Source organism: Citrobacter enshiensis (assembly GCF_029338175.1).
Lineage (GTDB): Bacteria > Pseudomonadota > Gammaproteobacteria > Enterobacterales > Enterobacteriaceae > Citrobacter_D > Citrobacter_D enshiensis.
The window spans coordinates 1,136,557-1,156,606 of sequence record NZ_CP119862.1 but is presented as its reverse complement, the minus strand read 5'-3'; the positions used below and the strand labels follow the sequence as shown (position 1 = coordinate 1,156,606).

Annotated in this window: 20 protein-coding genes and 2 pseudogenes; 9 read left to right on the top strand and 13 right to left on the bottom strand. The window is 44.8% G+C overall.

Going from position 1 to position 20,050, the window contains the following annotated elements; translation table 11 throughout:
- Window positions 1–27: 27 nt before the first annotated feature.
- From P2W74_RS05590 to P2W74_RS05550, 9 genes are all read right to left on the bottom strand, one after another.
- Window positions 28–2,436 (bottom strand): replication endonuclease, encoded by a 2,409-nt coding sequence (locus P2W74_RS05590; protein WP_276294236.1) that lies wholly within the window; start codon window positions 2,434–2,436, stop codon window positions 28–30.
- Complete coding sequence (locus tag P2W74_RS05585) at window positions 2,427–3,284, bottom strand: DNA adenine methylase (protein WP_276294235.1); 858 nt, start codon at window positions 3,282–3,284, stop codon at window positions 2,427–2,429. The genes P2W74_RS05590 and P2W74_RS05585 overlap by 10 nt, the downstream gene beginning before the upstream one ends.
- Window positions 3,281–3,577: a DUF3850 domain-containing protein gene (locus P2W74_RS05580; protein WP_275371146.1), complete on the bottom strand. Its 297-nt coding sequence runs from the start codon at window positions 3,575–3,577 to the stop codon at window positions 3,281–3,283. The genes P2W74_RS05585 and P2W74_RS05580 overlap by 4 nt, the downstream gene beginning before the upstream one ends.
- Window positions 3,574–3,801: a TraR/DksA family transcriptional regulator gene (locus P2W74_RS05575; RefSeq protein WP_149382231.1), complete on the bottom strand. Its 228-nt coding sequence runs from the start codon at window positions 3,799–3,801 to the stop codon at window positions 3,574–3,576. The genes P2W74_RS05580 and P2W74_RS05575 overlap by 4 nt, the downstream gene beginning before the upstream one ends.
- Window positions 3,801–4,034, bottom strand: a complete 234-nt coding sequence (locus tag P2W74_RS05570; RefSeq protein ID WP_276294234.1) for a DUF2732 family protein — start codon at window positions 4,032–4,034, stop codon at window positions 3,801–3,803. Before P2W74_RS05570 ends, P2W74_RS05575 begins: the two co-directional genes overlap by 1 nt.
- Before the next feature lie 67 nt (window positions 4,035–4,101).
- Window positions 4,102–4,443, bottom strand: coding sequence for a DUF5347 family protein (locus P2W74_RS05565; RefSeq protein WP_276294233.1), 342 nt, complete (start codon window positions 4,441–4,443; stop codon window positions 4,102–4,104).
- A complete protein-coding gene (locus P2W74_RS05560) occupies window positions 4,407–4,607 on the bottom strand; it encodes a phage filamentation protein Fil family protein (protein ID WP_276294232.1) in 201 nt (66 codons plus the stop codon). Before P2W74_RS05560 ends, P2W74_RS05565 begins: the two co-directional genes overlap by 37 nt.
- A 7-nt stretch (window positions 4,608–4,614) precedes the next feature.
- A complete protein-coding gene (locus P2W74_RS05555) occupies window positions 4,615–5,124 on the bottom strand; it encodes a phage regulatory CII family protein (RefSeq protein ID WP_276294231.1) in 510 nt (169 codons plus the stop codon).
- A 32-nt stretch (window positions 5,125–5,156) separates the two neighbouring features.
- A complete protein-coding gene (locus P2W74_RS05550; protein WP_001397669.1) occupies window positions 5,157–5,399 on the bottom strand; it encodes a hypothetical protein in 243 nt (80 codons plus the stop codon).
- Between the two features lie 119 nt (window positions 5,400–5,518).
- Between P2W74_RS05550 and P2W74_RS05545 the strand changes: the two genes are divergently transcribed.
- The 4 genes from P2W74_RS05545 (at window position 5,519) to P2W74_RS05530 (ending at window position 10,008) form a co-directional block, all read left to right on the top strand.
- Window positions 5,519–6,151, top strand: coding sequence for a phage repressor protein CI (locus tag P2W74_RS05545; protein WP_276294230.1), 633 nt, complete (start codon window positions 5,519–5,521; stop codon window positions 6,149–6,151).
- Window position 6,152: 1 nt separating this feature from the next.
- The gene (locus P2W74_RS05540; RefSeq protein ID WP_276294229.1) at window positions 6,153–7,169 is read left to right on the top strand and encodes a site-specific integrase; all 1,017 of its coding nucleotides are present in this window, start codon (window positions 6,153–6,155) and stop codon (window positions 7,167–7,169) included.
- A 6-nt stretch (window positions 7,170–7,175) separates the two neighbouring features.
- Window positions 7,176–8,402 (top strand): hypothetical protein, encoded by a 1,227-nt coding sequence (locus tag P2W74_RS05535; RefSeq protein WP_276294228.1) that lies wholly within the window; start codon window positions 7,176–7,178, stop codon window positions 8,400–8,402.
- A gap of 364 nt (window positions 8,403–8,766) precedes the next feature.
- Window positions 8,767–10,008: an integrase gene (locus tag P2W74_RS05530; protein ID WP_276294227.1), complete on the top strand. Its 1,242-nt coding sequence runs from the start codon at window positions 8,767–8,769 to the stop codon at window positions 10,006–10,008.
- A gap of 63 nt (window positions 10,009–10,071) precedes the next feature.
- Here P2W74_RS05530 and P2W74_RS05525 read toward each other — a convergent pair whose 3' ends face one another.
- Window positions 10,072–10,953 (bottom strand): hypothetical protein, encoded by an 882-nt coding sequence (locus tag P2W74_RS05525; protein ID WP_276294226.1) that lies wholly within the window; start codon window positions 10,951–10,953, stop codon window positions 10,072–10,074.
- 125 nt (window positions 10,954–11,078) lie between these two features.
- On the opposite strand from P2W74_RS05525, the gene P2W74_RS05520 reads away from it, so the two are divergent.
- The 5 genes and pseudogenes from P2W74_RS05520 (at window position 11,079) to P2W74_RS05500 (ending at window position 16,747) form a co-directional block, all read left to right on the top strand.
- Window positions 11,079–11,291 (top strand): AlpA family transcriptional regulator, encoded by a 213-nt coding sequence (locus P2W74_RS05520; RefSeq protein WP_032197603.1) that lies wholly within the window; start codon window positions 11,079–11,081, stop codon window positions 11,289–11,291.
- Between the two features lie 26 nt (window positions 11,292–11,317).
- Entirely contained in the window at window positions 11,318–12,832 is a 1,515-nt protein-coding gene (locus tag P2W74_RS05515) for a YfjI family protein (RefSeq protein ID WP_276294225.1), read from the top strand.
- A 243-nt stretch (window positions 12,833–13,075) separates the two neighbouring features.
- Window positions 13,076–13,774 (top strand): inovirus Gp2 family protein, encoded by a 699-nt coding sequence (locus tag P2W74_RS05510; protein ID WP_276294224.1) that lies wholly within the window; start codon window positions 13,076–13,078, stop codon window positions 13,772–13,774.
- Between the two features lie 247 nt (window positions 13,775–14,021).
- Window positions 14,022–15,138: pseudogene (locus P2W74_RS05505) on the top strand (IS3 family transposase).
- Window positions 15,139–16,207: 1,069 nt separating this feature from the next.
- Window positions 16,208–16,747 (top strand): hypothetical protein, encoded by a 540-nt coding sequence (locus P2W74_RS05500; protein ID WP_276294223.1) that lies wholly within the window; start codon window positions 16,208–16,210, stop codon window positions 16,745–16,747.
- Window positions 16,748–16,890: 143 nt separating this feature from the next.
- Here P2W74_RS05500 and P2W74_RS05495 read toward each other — a convergent pair.
- The 3 genes and pseudogenes from P2W74_RS05495 to P2W74_RS05485 all read right to left on the bottom strand — a co-directional run.
- Window positions 16,891–17,282, bottom strand: a pseudogene (locus P2W74_RS05495) (phosphotransferase family protein); the annotation flags it as partial.
- Between the two features lie 595 nt (window positions 17,283–17,877).
- Complete coding sequence (locus P2W74_RS05490) at window positions 17,878–18,927, bottom strand: DGQHR domain-containing protein (RefSeq protein ID WP_276294222.1); 1,050 nt, start codon at window positions 18,925–18,927, stop codon at window positions 17,878–17,880.
- Entirely contained in the window at window positions 18,924–19,523 is a 600-nt protein-coding gene (locus tag P2W74_RS05485) for a hypothetical protein (RefSeq protein WP_276294221.1), read from the bottom strand. The genes P2W74_RS05490 and P2W74_RS05485 overlap by 4 nt, the downstream gene beginning before the upstream one ends.
- Window positions 19,524–20,050 lie beyond the last annotated feature (527 nt).

Genomic DNA, 20,050 nt, shown 5'->3' with positions numbered 1-20,050 from the left:
AGAGCATGAATTGTTAAAGCCTTGCGGTCAGTACCATTGACGCCATTTGTCATCTTCCTGCAGCCGTTGGTTACGGTAAAAAATACGCAGCCCGGCACCTGACGGAATGCTGCCGCCGCGCAGAAGCAGGTCAACCTGTGCCTCGCTGCCATCGAACCCTCTGGAACTCAGTTCTGTCTCAAGCTGCAGGCGCTGCTGTTCCGAAATGTTCTGTTTGTATGCTTTTTTCCGCTTCGGTTTTACCAGTCTCAACCGAGCTGTAAGCTCCCGCCGCTCCTTCTGGCTCATGTTGTGTAGGTAATCCTGCAACTCCTTCTCATCCATGGTTTTAATATCGGGTAGATCTCCCCCTGATTGGTTCAAATTTTCAACAGGGGGACAGTTATTGCCACGAGTCCAAGGGGCGCAAGCGCCCTGGTCGGCTGGTGCCTCCTTAACGTCAACGGCCTTGCGAACCATTTTCCACTTCACCGAGTGCGTGCAAATCTTGCCCTCTGCAATCGGGGACCAGATGCCATAAATACGGATACCGTGATCGCCGTAGGCGCTCGGCTCGTCGTTAAGTTCGTAGGCAGTTCTGACAAGGTGATGCTTGCGGGGAACCAGCACACCACCCTGTTTCATGATGTAGGTGGCAAAGCAGCCCGCATCAGCTGCAGCCAGTACCGCATCCAGACGCGGGTTATCCAGTACCGGCGCACCCGCTTTGCGCTCGCCCTGCACTCTCGCGGCCTGACCAGCCAGCAAACGCAGCTCGCGGTATGCCTGGCGCCCCGGAATACCAAAGAAGCGAAACTGCTGGACGCGATGCAGTGACGCCCAGGCACTAACATGCTCGGCGCTGTCGCGCAGCGATCGGCCGGTTTCTTTGCTGATTTCTTTAGCCAGACCACGTCCGTCAATATTTTTGCTGATGTATTTGGCGATATAGCTGGTCGGCGTGCCCTTGCGCGGGTTGATTAGCTCTGACTTGAAACGCGGCCCCGTATTGTTGCCCAGCTCCTCGCGATCTTCACGTATGGCAAACTTACGCAGCAGCGCGGTAATGGATCGACGGTCTTTTTTGCGCATGAAGCACAGCAGGTGCCAGTGCACGGTGCCGTCATGGTGCGGTTCTGCAACGCGGACGCCATACCAGCGCAGCCCGGCTTTGTGCATTGCCTTGCGGAAAGCCGCGAACGTATCAACCAGGTAATCACTGCTCTGGCGGACAGTGGCACTGGTCCACTTTGGATTTGGTCTGCCGTTGTTGAGGGTTGCGTGGAAGCGTGACGGGCAGGTGATGGTATAGAACACTGCGCAGTCTCCGCGCATTTCCGCGATCAGCTCCAGTCCTTTCACGCAGGCCATCATTTCATTACGACGGTGCGCCGGGTTGCTGCTGCTGGCGTTCACCACGTCTTCCATATCCAGCGTGTCGCCGTCTGCATTAACCAGTTCGTGAGACTGGAAAAACTCCAGCGATTTGCGGCGCTGCTCGCGTTTGTGGATCACGGCTTCATAGCTGACATACGGCGATGCTTTCTTGTTGACCAGGCAGACTGCGCGCAGTTGTTCCTCCCGCCATTCGCAGCGCATCTGCCACAATTTGCGATACCACCAGTCTGCGCACAACATGCGCGCCAGCGACGGCGGGATCAGCTCGTAAGGCACCGGCTTGCGGCGGCGTTTCTTGCGGCGCAGTTTCTCAAATGCAGGTGGTATAACCTCAAGTCGCATAGTTTCTGCAGCGACTTTTTCCCATATCAGCCTGATTTCTTCCAGTTCTACATCATCACTTGCAGACAGATCGCCCCAGCCCGCATCAAGACACATGCTCATGTGTGCCGCAACCAGCGTGGAAAGACGTTTGACCTGATCCTGACTCATTTCAGGCAGAACCAGCAGCCCCTCCAGCCCGTCATGGCTTGCCATGAACCGGAATGAGGCAGACACCTGACTATCACGCACGCGCTCCAGCCGTTCAATACACGGTCTGATAGTTTCGCGCAGGTAGCGGGAATACGCTTTCGGGCGCCCCAGGCTATGGAAGTATTTAATCCGCTCCAGCAAAGGTTTGCTGATATGGGTGGGCATGGCGCTTACATCAGCCAGAATAACCAAATCAGGGTTAACGCGCTGTTGTTCGCGGGCCATTTTGGCATGGCTAATCAGCCGATCCTGTTCCATTTCACGCTGGACAGGATCACGGGATTCATTGAAGAAATAGCGTTCCCAAACCTCATCACTCAGCGCCTCACGGCGCTTTTGCTCCTGCTCATTATCAGTAGCGTAAAGAGTGATCAGGTTTGAAAGCGCAGACACCGGCGCAACTTCCGCCGGGTCCAGATACGGATTAACCGCTTTTTTTGGGGTATTCCATGGAAAGGCCACGGCGGCCTCATCAGAGCCGCCGGTGGTTGGTGCCATAGGTAATGTGAATTTACTCACTGCCACACCCGCACCTCAGCTTCCACCGAGATATCAGGACCGGATACCAAATCAACACCAAACCAGCCTGCTGATTTGGTGGCGATGATTTCCGCTGCAGACTTACCATCACCGGCAGCCACCCCCATGCTGCGCTTTACGGTGATACGGTGGCGGGTGAAATTGCGATAAAGGGAGCGTGTCAGAGAGGTGTCGCTATTGGACACAATAACCGGATGCCCTTCCGATGACCGGCGCTCAAGAATAGACGCCAGACGATACTGATCATCCTCAGTAAAACCGGCAGTGTGATAACCGCTAAATGTACCGTCGTAGGGCGGATCGCAGTAAACAACATCACCCTCTTGCAGCAACGCCAGTGTCTCATCGTAGCTGGCGCAGATAAACGTTGCACGCTGGGCCTTTTCTGCAAATGCGCGTATTTCGTTTTCAGGGAAGTACGGATTTTTATAATTACCGTAAGGAACATTAAAATGACCGTTCAAGTTATAGCGACAAAGTCCGCGATAACCATGGCGATTTAAATATAAGAAATATAATGCGCGTTCAATTGCGCCACCATGGAGCAAGTTAAACTCTTGTCTCGTTTTATAATATGCCTCTGAATCATTACGGGATTCAAAAATACACCTACCTTCTTTGATGAAGTATTCAACATCATTCTTAATCACCTGATAAAGATTAATCAGGTCTGGATTAATATCCGCGACAAGATAATGAGGATAGTCTGTCTCCATCATCACAGCGCACGAACCCGCAAAAGGCTCAACCAGTCGCGGGCCAGCAGGAAGGTGTTTTTTCAGTTCCAGCATGATAGCGGTTTTATTACCCGCCCATTTCAGGATGGTGCTCATTTCCCTTCCCCCATGATTTCCGCAAGGATTGGAAGAACCTCTTTCTCATCAACCAAAGAAATAGACATCACTACCCAATTACCACCCGTGATAATGAAATCCCCCACGGGTAATAAGTGAGTCACTTTGGCAAGCGAAACATTGCCCGTAAACTCATCCCTCCATTCACGCAAAAGAATAAAATCACCACATTTGAAATTGCGATCGTTCATTCGCAACTCCGCTTTTTTCTCTCCAGCAATAACTGATGCAAAATGTCCTGGTGCAATTTTTAAGCTATGAATGACGCTCATACAGCACCGCCTACGTAATGTTTGCCTTTCAGCTCCGCAATCTCCTGACAAGTGACACAGCACTGCACACCCGGAATGGCACGGCGGCGTTCTGGCGGGATCGGTGCATCGCAATCAATGCAAAGCACACGGGAAACACCCGGCGTTCTGTTGCGGGCGGTGTGGATGTGGCGCTGGCGTTCTTCTTCAACGCGCTGTTGTACAAGGTCCATTGAGTCAGCCATTAGTGCAACTCCATAGCCTGATGGCGGTAGATTTCGCTTTCCTGCAACAGCAGATCCATCGCCTCGTTAATGTCGAGCTGATTGGTTTTGATGTGGTTAACCAGATTAACCATGCGGCTTGCCATCACTTCCGCACGCGCGCGGCGTTCTTCCATCCGTGCATCAGTCAACATCTGGTTAAGGCCAGCATCATCTGGCCCTGTTTTGGTGATACGGGTTTCAATATTTCGCATTGTTGTTTCTCCTGAATTTGGGCAATAAGAAGCCTGGCGGGTTTACGCCTTTAATTTCGGTTGTGGGTTAATTCGGCATGGATAGCCGATTTGGAAATAAACTCACCACTGTACGGAAATGGTTCATTGCTTTAATCAGCTCCCGCTTTTCGTCAGTCGTCAGCTCACTAACATTGACGCTATGACGTTCCGCCGGAATCTTTGCCATAAAGAATATTGCGGCTAGTGCGCGTTTATTCTGCTCATGGTTAATATCCCGTTGGTCCCGCATATCGCTAATAAAGCGCTCCAGTTCTGAATCAATATTTAAGCCAAACACTTTCGCCCTTAATTCCGCGATGTGGTTTAACCCATTAAGACGGAGGCCAGCGCTTAGCGGAACAGTCGCAGCATCGCCTTCAATAGCCATGGTTTCCCCTGCTTTTTAGTAGACAGTTCAGCCAGCAGCTCATCCTGAGAGCGGCTTGGATGCCAGCGCTTGCCATCCTTCCCCATAATCCAGCCATGTCCGCAGTGCATTGCAGGACTTTGCTTAACAAGAAGCGATGCAAAAGAGGGTTCTTTAGTCAGCATAGCCACCTCAGATCAGACCGAACGAAGCACCGAGGCCCGTCACGGTGTCCACCGCGCTTGCCATCGCTGGGTTAGCCTGCAAACGCGCCTGCAATGAAACAGCAGTGAGTGCCATCAGGCGTGTTACAGAGTTAATGCTTTTGATAACATCGCGGCGGCCTGCACTGGTTTTTACATCACCGGATATGGCGCCAGCTGCTACTCGTCCAATCTCAGCCGTTGCGCTCATGACGTAATGCGGCAGGTTCTCTTTTGCCACTTCATTCAATGGCACGCACGGCAGGCAATGGATTTGAGCCAGAAAACCGTCAACCAGCGTTGAGTCCTCTGTGATATCAGTCAGCAGCCAGATCTCCGGCGGAGTGAGTTGATGTGGTTGGTCCGGGTTCAGTTTGTTGCGCAGAGTCTGGACGTTCATTCCTACGCGTTCCGCCAGTTTCGCCATGTTGTGGCGTAGCGCGAAAGCCCGGCAGGCTTCGTCAAAGTGCGGATGTTTGGAAATCTTATAATCAAACATGTAAGCCCCTTATAAAGTTCCCATAATTGAACTTACTGACCAACAATGACGCGGAAGTTGGAATGACCAAGGGATTCACGAACCTGGTCGGTTTTGTACATCAGATAACGCAGGCTTACGCGACCTTTGTTTTTTTCTTTCTTGACCATGTACTTAGCAAGATGACCATGGTGAATTTTTTGGTATACAGATCCGCGGGAAATTCCTTCCCATTCCGCGAACTCTGCAGGCGTAGCCATCTCTTTTGGTACACGAATTGAAATATCAGTGCTCATAGTGCAATATCTCTCGGTTAAGGTTTGGTTTACGTCGTTTTATCTTGTTTTATTTGATCCAATAATTGATACATCGAGATACTACGATCCAATATTTGATACGTCAATAGGGTTGAAAAATGATACAGGTGAAAGCTGGCGAGAATACCGGGGGAAGAGAGGCTATCCATAGACTAATGGCTGCCTACGATTTTAAGTCCAGACAACAACTGTGTGATCACCTGGGCGCATCCAAAAGCACCATGGCAAACAGATACTTAAGAGATAGCTTTCCGGCGGAATGGGTGATTCAGTGTGCTTTAGAAACGGGAGTTTCGTTACTGTGGCTCACTACCGGGCAGGGAGAGCCAGGTTCAAATATTGACCATAAAAAAGACATCAATTTCGTGAACTCTGGCAAAGTTAAACCTCTTTCGGAACTTGTTTCCCCTGAAATTGACAAGGCAACTCTCAGCAGTGGTTTATTGGTCGAGGCAGGAAAAGCAATCATTGATACCAGCCTGCTCCCCTCAGACTCAAGCAACCTATTACTGGTGAATACTTCTGGAGATTCTTATTTAGTGGACCGCAGCCAAACACCTCCAGTTAACGGTATGTGGTTGGTAGATATCGACGGAATAAAAAGCATCGTGAAGCTAACACGGCTTCCAGGAAACAGATTGGTGGTCCATCAAGACGAATCATCCTTTGAGTGCAACCTTGATGATATCGAGGTTGTAGGCCGCGCATTAAAAATAATTAAGAGCCTTTGATATGACCATCAGAAAGCAACCAAACGGAAAATGGTTGTGCGAGTGCTACCCGAACGGGCGCGACGGTAAGCGTGTGCGCAAACAATTTGCGACGAAAGGTGAGGCCGTAGCATTCGAAAACTTCACCATGGATGAAGTGAACAAAAAACCATGGCTAGGAGAAAAAGAGGATCGGCGACATCTGTCAGAAGTGATAGAGCAATGGCACTCACTCTACGGGCAGACGCTTGCAGACCCCAAACGCCTGATGGCGAAACTTAGAATTATCTGTAATGGCCTAGGTGATCCCATCGCCTCAGAACTGACCGCCGGTGACTTTACGAAATACCGCGAAGCGCGGCTAAAAGGTGAAGTGCGAAATGAAGATGGCGCGCTTATGTCACCCGTTAAGCCCCGCACAGTAAACCTTGAACAGCGCAACCTATCATCAGTTTTTGGCACCCTGAAAAAGCTGGGCCACTGGTCAGCGCCCAATCCGCTCGCCGGGCTGCCAACATTTAAAATCGCAGAGGGCGAACTGGCTTTCCTGACACCAGAAGAAATTAAGCGCCTATTAGATGCCTGCGCAGATTCTCAAAGCCCCAGCTTACTGATGATTGCAAAAATATGCCTGGCCACCGGCGCACGATGGAGTGAAGCCGAAAACCTGCAGGGCCATCAGTTATCGAAATACCGAATCACCTATACCAAGACCAAGGGCAAGAAAAACCGTACCGTGCCGATATCTCAGGATCTGTATGACGAACTCCCCAAGAACAGAGGGAAGCTATTCACCCCGTGCAGAAAAGCCTTTGAACGAGCAGTAAAACGAGCTGGCATCGAGCTACCAGAGGGCCAATGCACTCACGTGCTGCGTCATACATTCGCCAGCCATTTTATGATGAATGGCGGAAACATACTGGTACTGCGCGATATTCTGGGCCATGCCGATATAAAAATGACGATGATTTACGCCCATTTTTCTCCAGAACACTTAGAAGATGCAGTTTCAAAAAATCCTTTAGCTAATTTAAGGTAATTCCCAATGATTACAGAGAATAATATCAACATAGAATTAGAAAAATTATTTGATAATATTTTAAGAAAATCATCAATTCGACCACCAATTGAAGTCGGAAAAAACAATGATCTTATCAGCGATTTTCACTCTAAATGCGAGAAATTTAAAGATTGCCTCAAAGAATACCTGACCAATAATGATAAAATATTAGCCCACAGAGTTAGAAGCAGATTAAAAGTCATCCAATCGCTACAGGATGGTATCATAAATTGCTTAGAATGCTTTCTTACAGGTGATATTAAATCTGCATACGATTGTTTTGAATTAATGCTTAAGCCACAATTTGTATCACGGCATATAAAAAATATATGCATACCATTAACAGAGATGTGCAATAGCCAAAGGCCATTATTTAGAGTCAGGAAATCCGACCGTCCCTTATCCACAAGAAAAGATATATTCCATATTCCATTTAATCAACGCCATCTGGTTAGGGCGCAGCGATACTCAGTTGCAGGATTACCATGCCTGTATCTTGGTACATCTTTATATATATGCTGGCGTGAAATGGATAAGCCAGATTTTGATAAACTATATATATCTTCATTCATTACTGATAAAGAAGACGACAAATCACTTCTATTGAATTTGAGTGCTGACTTTCTTTACAAAACTAGGCTTTTTTTAAAAAGAAAAAACGCCCCAAAACCGATAGAAAAATACTCAACCAGTACAATGCTATCCTACTTGGCTTTGTGGCCACTTATACTCGCCTGCAATTATTTAAAGAAACATAATGATGCTTCATTTATACAAGAATATATCATTCCCAATTTACTAATGCAGTGGATTAGTAGAGACATTAATAATAATAATATTATTGGAATTGCATATCGTTCAACTAAGCTTCCTGCAAATACCGATAGCAGAAAAGGTATAAATGTAGTTCTCCCTCCAAAGGCACGATATGAGGATATAAAAGGTTACGATTTCTGTCCTGTGCTTTCAGATAAGTTTAAATTTACCCCGCCAGTTTCATGGCAAGTCCTCAAAACCCTTGAGTATGTCCCTCTGCGCCAATCCTTTTCTGATAGAGAGAATTTGAGTGAGGAACTTAGACGCAAAAAAAGTTGGGAAATTATGGGGAATATTGATGATGAAATTTTGAGCATCTATAAACTATCAGACTTCTACAAACTTGAAGTTTGCATGGATGAGATTCTGGTTTACGACGAAATCTTTGGCGGATAAAGTGGCGGCACTTTGGCGACATAGCATTAAAAACGCATAAAACGGACAAACACTGTAAAACACTAACATGCTGTTTTTAAATATAAATAACTGTTTTTACTATACTAAAAATGGTATGTAGGAATTTCGGACGCGGGTTCAACTCCCGCCAGCTCCACCAAAATTCTCCATCGGTGATTACCAGAGTCATCCGATGAAGTCCTAAGAGCCCGCACGGCGCAAGCCCTGCGGGCTTTTTTGTGCCCTCAATTTGTCCCGCGAAGTCTGATGCCAACTAATTAAATCCGAACCTTTTAGGCACCTTGTTAGGCACCTCATAAAGCTTTATTGTTTTTGAGGTGCCTAAAACTATGGAAACCCGGTTATGGCAAGACAAACCAAACCTCTATCCGTTAAAGAAATCGAATCTGCTAAGCCCAAGGAAGCGGACTACGTTCTCTATGATGGTGATGGCCTTGAGCTACTCATCAAATCCAGCGGCAGCAAAATCTGGCAGTTTCGCTACATTCGACCTGTTACCAAGAAACGTGCGAAGAAGAGCATAGGCCCCTACCCGTCAGTTACCCTTGCCGATGCCAGAAGCTACAGGGCAGAGTCTCGCTCTCTCCTTGCGAAACAAATCGATCCACAGGAACATCAGCAAGAACAACTTCGCAGTTCGCTGGAAGCCAAAACCAATACTTTCCAACTCGTGGCTGAACGTTGGTGGAATGTGAAGAAAGCCAGTGTGACAGAGGACTACGCAGAAGATATCTGGCGCTCTCTTGAAAGAGATGTCTTTCCTGCGATTGGCGACGTTAGCGTTACAGATATTAAAGCTCACACACTGGTTCAGGCCGTCCAACCGGTTCAGGCCAGAGGAGCGCTGGAAACCGTCCGTCGCCTGTGCCAGCGCATTAACGAGGTCATGATCTATGCCCAAAATACAGGTCTGATTGATGCGGTGCCTAGTGTCAACATTGGCAAGGCCTTTGAGAAGCCGCAGAAGAAGAACATGCCAAGCATTCGACCGGATCAGCTACCTCAACTGATGCAGACAATGCGAACAGCCAGCATTAGCCTTTCCACACGCGGCCTGTTCATGTGGCAACTTCTTACTATTACCCGCCCTGCCGAAGCGGCTGAATCTCGCTGGGAAGAGGTAGACATAGAAGCGCGAGAGTGGAAGATTCCTGCAGCACGCATGAAAATGAACCGCGACCATACTGTTCCATTGTCAGATGAAGCAATTGCGATACTGGAGATGATGAAGCCGTTAAGTGGAAATCGAGAATTTATCTTTCCCAGCCGCATCAAGCCAAACCAGCCGATGAACAGTCAGACCGTAAACGCATCGCTAAAACGCGCAGGTTTTGGTGGGGTGCTCGTTTCACACGGACTGCGATCTATCGCCAGTACAGCCCTTAATGAACAAGGCTTTCCACCTGATGTTATTGAGGCAGCACTGGCCCACGTGGATAAGAATGAGGTTCGTCGTGCTTATAACCGCAGCGATTACCTCGAGCAGCGTCGTCCAATGATGCAATGGTGGGCTGACTTCGTTATGGCTGCTGATCACGGAAATATGATTGGAGATGGCATTCGAGGTATAAGGCTTGTCGGCTAATACACGAATAAGCGCTTCATAGGGAGCGCTTATTCTTATTATCCAAATTCACATAAAAGATTACTACAACTGACCAGTTCTTTTTTTTCTGCTTACAGTGTCCTCGAAAGCCTGCTTCACACTTTCAACATTTGTAGACCACGATTTTAAAATAGTATCGGCTAAGGCTTCCTGACTGGTAGTTGGCATTCGGTATTTTTTATCGTGCTTATTAACAATCAATTTTGACTCCTCTATAAATAGCCACAAAGGTTCAATGAGAACATTCACCGCTGCAACTTTACTTCTCCATCCCTCTTCAGGAGCCAAATCATTTATAAGTTCCACCAGTTTTTCCTGAATAGGTCGATACATTTCAGATTTTTTTACCCCACCTTTTCTTCCTGATCTATTCTTGGTAGATAAAAGTTTAGTTTGTTTATCTATAGAGATCTTATACCAAACCATCCCCATGCTTTTATCAAATAACTCAGATGCTTTTTTAAATGCTTCAAATGCAACATCCTCACTATCTGACATAATTAATCGACCCAACTTATAGCACTTAAGAGCATATCTAAGTTGTAGTTTAAATATTTCATCTATTGAGGGATACTCAGGAATATTAACAGCGACTTCTTCGCAAATAATACGAGCCTGCAAATTAACCCAGTACTGACTAAGAAGGTTATCTAACTTTATGCTTTCCTCTTCCCTCGGAAAGCCCTTATGAGATTCAGTGTATCCATGCTCTTTTAAATAAGAAGGCGAATATAACAATATCCCGGGACCAAACTTTTTAGAGTTCCATACCTTTTCCTTCATCATAGTCATCTCAGCCTGCATATCTGCATGCTCTTCATCCAACATGCCAGCATACATACACCACCCACAGTCATTCATTCCACGGGTAAGATCACTACGTTTTCGTCTAATTTCTTCACAAAAATCTTTAATAGAAAACATTTAACCCCACAATATCAACAAGTTAAACACGTTAAAAATAAAGTTCTGCTAGCCGTATTTTTTTGATGAATCCTTGCAGCTATTCTTTGCAGCAACCAAACTGAACTAACAAGAGGCAAACAAGTATGAACACTTCCTCGTCAGTCAGGATACTCCGCTTACCTGCTGTTATCCATAAAACAGGTATCTCACGAGCCACAATCTACGACTGGCTGAACCCGAGGTCACCACGTTATGATCCAACTTTTCCTAAGAAAAGAAAGCTTGGAACACAATCTGTTGGATGGCTTGAATCAGAAATTGATGAGTGGTTGTTACATCGTAGTCTCATTAATTAATTCTAAAGAGGAGTTAGATAGGATGTATGTCTAAAAAAAACAGCTCAACACAAAATAAAGAACTTGGACTAAAATTCCAGACACTTCCCACTTTTGCACAACGGTTAATAAGCTACATACATTATAAAACAGGAGCCGCCGCTGAACTTATTTTAATAGTGCTACTTGGGGTAATGGCACTTGCCTGCCAGGACAAATTTGATGTTCAGCTTAAAAATGGGAGAACCTTTACATCACTTTATCTCATGCTATTGGCACGCTCAGGTAGCAGGAAATCAACGGTATTCAGGCTATTGATGGGGATAATTTATCAACTGGAAAAAGAGCTGCGAAATGATTTTCTGTTAAAAGAGAAAATTCATAAGCTTAAACTAGTATCCTGGGAAACCGAGCTAAAGGAGCTTAAAAAACAATTTGGCAAAGCTGTTCGTCAGAAGGCTGATGTAACTGAAGCACTTGAGGCGTTGGAGGAGTGCCAAAGAAGAAAACCATCAGCTCCAGAAAGAAAGTATCTTACAAAAAACGATTCGACAAGTGAGGGACTTAGAAAGGCATTAGCACTGGGTTCTCCATCATTGATGCTCGGTTCTGATGAAGCTGGAGGGGTGTTTGACAGCAATCTTTTTCGCAATATATCAGTTCTCAACTCTCTTTGGGGAGAAGGGAGGATCTCTGACAGCAGAGCATCTCGTGACAGCTACGATGTTGATGATGTCCGGCTGACCGTATTGCTGTTGTTACAGCCTGAATTATTTAACGACTTTATAAGTAAGCAGGGGAAAAAATTAAGAAACTCAGGATTCTTAGCCCGTTTATTATTGATTGATCTGGAGCAACTCCCTGAACTATGTGACATCCCTGAAGCGTGTTCATGGTCTGATGAACCAGGACTTGATGGTTTTTTCTCTATTCTCGTTAAGCATTTGCAAGACGGGATAGAGCGTAGAGAAAAAAATGAAGAACGTATCTGTATTACTTTATCTGTAGAAGCACAGGCTGTATGGGATACACAAAGCCAAAGAATTACAGAGCTTATGAAACTAGGAGAGAGTCTGCACTACTATGATGATTTTGGTGCCAGATTTATGGAACAAACAACAAGAATCGCAGCAGTAATGCAAATGTTTATTACACCAGACTCATCGATAATTACTAAGGATACTTTTATGTCAGCATCTAAATTAATGCAATGGATTCTTAATCATTCAATCATTAAGGTTGATTCTACCCGAGAGCCTACAAGGGCTGAAAAATTAAAATGGTACCTTGAGGATAATCTTGTTAGTAATGGTTCTTACGACTACAAAAGGAATGACCTCATTAAAAAAGGTCCATATTCGATCAGAAGTTCAGAAAACCTGATACCTACTTTAGAACAGCTTGAATCTGAAGGAGTGGTGCAATTATTCGAAAGGAATGGAATTAATTATGTAAAATTTATTGGTTCAATAATGGAACCTAAAGAACTAGCCGAGAAGACCAATATTCCTTTAATAAACTCGGGATCAGTTGTAATGAATAAGCTCCCTATACCTAAATAACTTCAGAGTAGTTTTATTTTTTATCTAATTAATGTTTTGACGTTAATGTCAGCAACACTGCGGCTTTTGTTTAAATTATTGTGGAGAACAATTCATGAGTTTACGTGGTATATGTAATATACCTTCATCAATGATCTAACCCTATACCTGCATTCCCCTACAGGGGTTATATCCGCTATCACATGGGTAGCCCTCACGCTACCCATTATCCAAAGATTATTATTTACATACTTAAGGATTATTATGGAATCACAATATTCACTTACCAACGAAGAAACCGATGACTTGGTAGAAATAGCCTCCAGAAAGTATAGATCACCCATTGACCTCAATATTCTCAACCCACTACTTAACATGGTCTACGGCACTTTGGAGCAGAATAACCGAATACTAGGTATTCGTACTGATCTGAGATTTGCCCAGTCTCATGTACCGGGAGAACCTGATCTACCCCTGTGCTTCCAGCGCGATGATGCACAGGCAATAACTCGCTCCTTCGAGTCACTGAAAAGCCAGCTACGCGCAGATCATAACCGGTCCGGGAGACCGGGTAACCCAACGTTGCTATCTTATGGATGGTGCAGAGAACGTGACACAAGCGAGCATCCCCATTACCACCTGATGTTGTTGTTTAATGCAGATGTGTATGGATACTTGGGCAATTACCAAGAACTCAATGCTAAAAATATGGCAACCCGAATACAGAAAGCCTGGTGCAGTGCTATAGGGCTTGCTCACGAAGATTACTCAACATTAGCTGAATTCCCACCAAATGCTGTTTACAGGTTTAGCAGATTCGATGCTTTGGATCGTAGCCCAGTCTACTGGGATTTCCTGATTCGACTGGCGTACTTAGCCAAAACCAGAACTAAGGATGTCCACAGCGGTTACCGCAACTTTGGCGCAAGCCAGTGTCCACGCTTAGGCGGATTAGCCTGTTAAAAGCACTCTGGGTGAGGTATTTATCCTCACCCAGTCAATTAACATAATTGACACATTTCTCGGTAAAAAATTCGATAATGTACCTCGGAACCCTGCTACAACCTGCTACATGTAGCAGCTGTAGCAGCCTTCAGAGAGCAGGACATACATTTAGGGGTTAGTAGTTACGATGATACTGACCTGCTCCCCGTTGATTAATACACCGCGATGTTAGTAATGTCTTCATAAGCCACATGAGGACATCCCCATGAAGAAGCGTTTTTCCGACGAACAGATCATCAGTATCCTCCGTGAGGCTGAAGCCGGGGTTTCTGCCCGTGAGCTCTGCCGCAAGCACGCCATTTCCGACGCCACCTTTTATACCTGGCGCAAGAAGTATGGCGGTATGGAGGTGCCCGAGGTTAAGCGCCTGAAGTCGCTTGAGGAAGAGAACGCCAGACTCAAGAAGTTGCTTGCCGAAGCCATGCTGGATAAGGAGGCACTTCAGGTGGCTCTGGGGCGAAAGTACTGACGACAGACCAGAAGCAGGAAGCCGTTGAGTTTATGTGTGATGCGACCGGTCTGTCGCAACGTCGTGCCTGCAGGCTTACAGGTTTGTCCCTGTCGACCTGCCGCTATGAGGTTCAGCGTCCGGCGGTTGATGCGCATTTATCAGGGCGCATCACTGAGCTGGCACTGGAGCGCTGGCGTTTTGGCTACCGCCGCATCTGGCAGTTACTGCGCCGTGAAGGCCTTCATGTTAATCACAAGCACGTGTACCGCCTTTATCATCTGAGCGGGCTGGGCGTAAAACGCAGACGACGTCGTAAAGGGCTGGCAACAGAACGTCTGCCGCTGCTCCGCCCGGCGGCGCCGAACCTGACCTGGTCGATGGATTTTGTCATGGACGCGCTCGCCACCGGTCGCAGGATCAAGTGCCTGACCTGTGTGGACGACTTCACTAAGGAGTGTCTGACAATTACCATCGCATTCGGGATTTCAGGCGTTCAACGCGTATTCTGGACAGCATAGCTCTGTTTCGAGGCTATCCGGCGACGATAAGAACTGACCAGGGGCCGGAGTTCACCTGCCGCGCACTGGATCAATGGGCCTTTGAGCATGGTGTTGAGTTACGCTTAATCCATCCGGGCAAGCCAACGCAGAACGGATTTATTGAGAGCTTTAACGGACGATTTCGCGATGAATGTCTGAATGAGCACTGGTTCAGCGATATCGTTCACGCCAGGAAAATCATTAATGACTGGCGGCAGGATTATAACGAGTGTCGTCCACATTCAGCACTGAATTATCAGACGCCATCAGAGTTTGCAGCACGGTGGCGGAATGGGAAATGTGAAGGTAAACAAACCGACATTACTAACTGATGGTTGTATCTAATACTGGGGGCAGGTCAGCAACTTTAATATTACGAGTTGCATAGGAATTATCTGAACTGATACACAATATAAATTCACACTGAAATAATAGCACCGCTAATCCTGAGCTTACCCTGAAGGCTGATAGCAGGAGAGGTTTCTCCGTGGCTACAACAAACGGAGAGTGCCTGAATTTGTCGGTCATCTTTATACAAGAGGTGTCGGCGTGGCCATTTCACATTCGAGCGGCGTACACCGAGGAGATCCAACAAGTTCTAAGCGATGGTGTGTGCTTGCGGCGCGCTCTTACTTGTCGTCGCAAGATCAATTTTCAGTGCAACGTCGCCTGTGAATGTAGCTCGTTTCAAAGTGGTTAGCTGTTCGGCTAACGCTTCTTGGAATTTATCCCGTTCGGCTTCGGGCATTTTCTTTGATTACGGCTCAATATTGTCAATGTAGATATACACGCGCTGCCGTTTGCGTTTCTCATAGTGGGCGCGAGCGCCAGCATCACTATTCATAAAATCCTTGAACCTGCTCATGGCCCCCCTAGTCAAACATCTAATAGCCATTCTTAAGCACCAGTGTTGATGTTTTCAATTACCTGAAACGGTCAATTTATCATAATGAAGCTTAAGCAAGTTGGCATCCCCATTTCGCGGGTCGCTCTGCTCTAGGTTCGCTACCAGTACCCTGATTGAGATGCCGTTTGAGGATTTGCATTCGCTTGTCTGCCTATTCACCTGACCATCGCCGACAAAAATGATGGGCAAGCGGACAGGTTGCTTTGAGCGAGGAGATAACGTTTTCGCCAGACGAAAGCTGACGCTTTTCTGAGAGGAATTGCCCTGACCAGGTGAATGACCAAACAAAGATTTCATTGGATCAGGCTTTTAGACGTAACGCGAATTGCGATATGTCTGCCCTGCCCAATTGGATGTTGATATTGCTAAAGAAAGCAGCCGGTTTTCCGATAAATAGACTTAACCCCGTTTAAACTGGGGGAGTTTATCATGTATCAGCTTCAGTGTTTACCGTCGGCCTGAAGGAAGATATTCGTACTACAAGGGATTTTAACATGAAAAAAATAACGTTTTTAATTGGAATGTTACTCATTTCTGCTTTGGTCACTGGCTGTCATTCTGTATATAAAAGCTTGCGCATTGAACCCTTTGATTTTTACCGTACTGATTTTCAATATATCAGTGTGACAAAAGATCGCACGATAAAATACCCTAATCGTGGACAAACCCTTATCAGGGTTGAGGATCCGCCAGAATATGCCAGACTGGCGGTCGACTTAGGAAGCGGCATGGGCTACCACGGATATACTAATAAGACGCTTTTGCCTGCATGGGATGCATTATTTGATCGTTTCCTGGCCTGGCAGTCTTCACCGGGTGATGTGGAAGTCGTCAGTGACGCCGTTAAGACGAAAGAGTACAGCGGTTACCTCAGTAAAGATGTTGAATTTGTAAACATCGAAGGGGTTAAATATTTAGTCTTCATTACTCATCAGCTGTTAACACCTGATGTGCTGATGGCTTACGATGAAGAGAATGTCCGAAAAATGAAAGTTCTTTATCGGAATCTTAACGCCCGTTTAATCGATAAATAAAAATCTGACCAACGAAAATCAGAAATAAAATGTCGAGAATGATTTAAATCATCCCGGGACGATGGCTGGCTGACTAAGCGCCCGGGAAATAATCTTACGCTGGCGTATCTTTGTTTATAACGGGCCGCATCCTTTAACGCTTCTTAATCATTCATAACATATTGGCCTGGAAGGTGCTCCCTGTACCAGTTGAGATATAAGGGAAAGGCGGTTGTTTGGCCGCTCATAAAGTAGCACAATCACTTCGGTGACGATCTAGGCTTTGGCAATAACAATCTCTCTCACCAGGCTATGAAAATCATGATGACCCGATAGCTGGCAATAGCGCTCAGCAATATCAATAAACATTTGTCGGGTTCCCATCCCTTTTATCAGAGAGGCCAGGTCTTTAGCGGGACTGCCTTTCCCGAATATCTCCCAATCGAAAAGCACCAAATCGCCATTCTCCCTTCTTCTCCCAATTACCCGCATTGCTGTCGCCAGAGATCAAGATGTGGTAACGAAACAAAACATCATTGCACTTCTGAAACATCCGCGAACAACAGCTTTGGAGGTTGCAATACCTGCCGGATTAAGCGTCGCCGCGGTGTCGTGATAAAAACAGTACTCCACCTCTCCAACGAGCCCTTTTCCTATAACAGAATGGCCGCAGTTACTTGTTTTAGCGCCACTTTCGCAGCGCCCATTTTGGATAATTCCCTGGCAGACATGCTTATCTCTTCAGTAGTCGCGGATTATTTACTCTGGTTTTGAGTGTACTGCCAAGTGCTCGTTTCGCAGGCAGTGTGATTCCCATATTGTCAGGCAGGCTACTTCCGCTTCTGGCACGGAGCGGACTAACTCACTGAGCAGAAGGTCCGCTCTGAGCGAGGAACGGACATTAAAATCTGCTTCTCCAATACTTTTCATGGTCTTAGCGATGTTTTCAGCTCAAAAACCATTCACAATGCGGACTTGAGTTCTCTCATTTTCTATCGTACAGCACAACTAATCTGATGTATCACAAGCTAACTCTCTTTTATTAAAATATTTTATTAATTTCAATAAATTACAAATCTTGGCAGTTTTTGATTTGCATTCGAGAATAACAGTTCGGGGGAGAAAAAAACTCCCCCGCCCACGTAACTTGCTTAACTACATGAATCAATGATATTTTTCGCAAGCTTATTTATTTCAGATTCATTAGTACCAAATTCACCCGCTTTAAAATTAATACCTCTCGCTGCAAGATTTCTTTTTATTTTACTTACTTCACTCAGCATAAAGTCATAATTCAATGTTTTTTCTTTAATGCCCTTTAAATATATTACAGGGAAGGCTTTCATTAATGCTGCATACCCTGTGAGTTTACTTAAATAATATTCCCTTGGTGTACTCCACTCAACTGGATAGACATTGCTAATAGCATTAAAATAATTCAATATTATTTTTTGAATTACAGCGTCATTTTCTTCGATAAAATAATCGCGGAATATACACTGATCATTTGGTGTTAATGGCAGATCCATTTTTAACATTCTTGCATCATCATCAGGTTTTTTTGAAATATGTTGGATAAGATATTTAATGAAAGTGCTTTGTGATAATGATGCATTATCTTGGTTTATTTCCTTTTTTCCAAGCATTTTTAGCTTTTTATAAAAAGGGGAATCAGGATTACTGTTTATTCCTCTCGCGATTTCGTGGCATGTTTTCTGGGGACTCCTGCGTTCTGCAAGCGAAAATAAATCATATACAATTGATGGATTTACACGAGTTTGTTTACTATTAATAATTGAGAAAACATAGGCTTTTTCTTCATCAGTAAGATCAAACATTAAAACAACAGGTAGATCAAAAAGTTTAGCATTAGAGGAATTTTTAATTCCCCATAATCTGTGCTGACCATCGATAACATCACCTATAACCACTTCAGACTCAAAGTAAAAATAGGTATCATCCATTTTTAAATTGGATGAATCATCGACGGAAATTATGATCGGCGTTGGAAAAGTCGCATCTGGCTCACTAGTGTACTTTGCGATTTCTGAAACTCTTGATGATGAAATATCCCTTTGCACACCAAACTCGAAATCTCTACGACGATCAACTCTAACTATATCGAGCAAGTCAATGGCTCTTATTGATGTTAAATAGAAAGTACCGATTGGTTGATTAACTTCAATATATTTCAACTTCATATCATAACTCCTTTACCATCATCAGTTACTTCATTGGTTGCCATTGTCTGATCTATAACTGTTGCATCTTCTTTTTCTATATAACTTTCATCATCTATATCTGTATGTGCAGTAGCGTTAAGTTTTAATACGCCAAATGTATAGCCTACTAAGACTATAGAAATAACATAAATTATAGGTTGAGTTAGACCGAATGTTAAATCATTAGAATTTGGTAGGATTAAATCCTTTGATTGCGTGGCAGCGTATATTATTCCTGATAATTGCAATAAAATTATCAATAATATTATTGATATGATTTTTATTGTTTTAAATTCAAGTTTTGAACTAAAAAAAGTTACAAACATAGGCCCAAGGGCAGAAGCTATTAATGCAATGGAAAATGTGTAAAAACTCCCTGACGAACCTTCTATGTAAATAGATTGATCTAGTGGTATTGAATGTGAATAATATCTTATGATTATATTTGCAATAATCCCCATTTGCCCGCAAATAACTGTAAAAACGATCCAAATAAAAAACTCTCTTTTGTTTTTTCTTATCGCATCGAATGGATAGGAAAAGGATTTCTTTAATATTTGCCAGTCTTTACTCATGTTATGCACTCTTTATTTAAACTTATCGACAATATGTAACTATCAATTAATAACCGTTTACCCTATTCAAACAATGAAATTATAATCATCAAAAAATTCGATGTTATAATTAGACAACATTTTTAACACTAAGTGATACTTGACTCATGTCTCCAGGCCCTAAAACCGCTTGCTTAATTTAGAATGATAATACTACCTTATAGTAAGCTTGTGAACTTATATAGCATGAGCTAAGTAATTAACAAATCACTGATTTCGTGTTTTTTTGGCATTTGGTCGCTGTGATTTTTTCATAAACAAACTTACAATGATGTAAGCAATGTCCGCTTCTGGCACTCTGAGGAGGTTCGCCCCCCTCAGACCATAACTGGACGGACCGCCAGTTATGGTCAGAACACTTCGCAGTTGTGGCTTATTCATCGATGTATCAACCACCACCGATTACTTGACTTTTATATAGGGAGCAAATTCCCCCGGAGCACCAGGGTCATACTTCGGGAAATAACCATGCGGTACCGTCATATTGC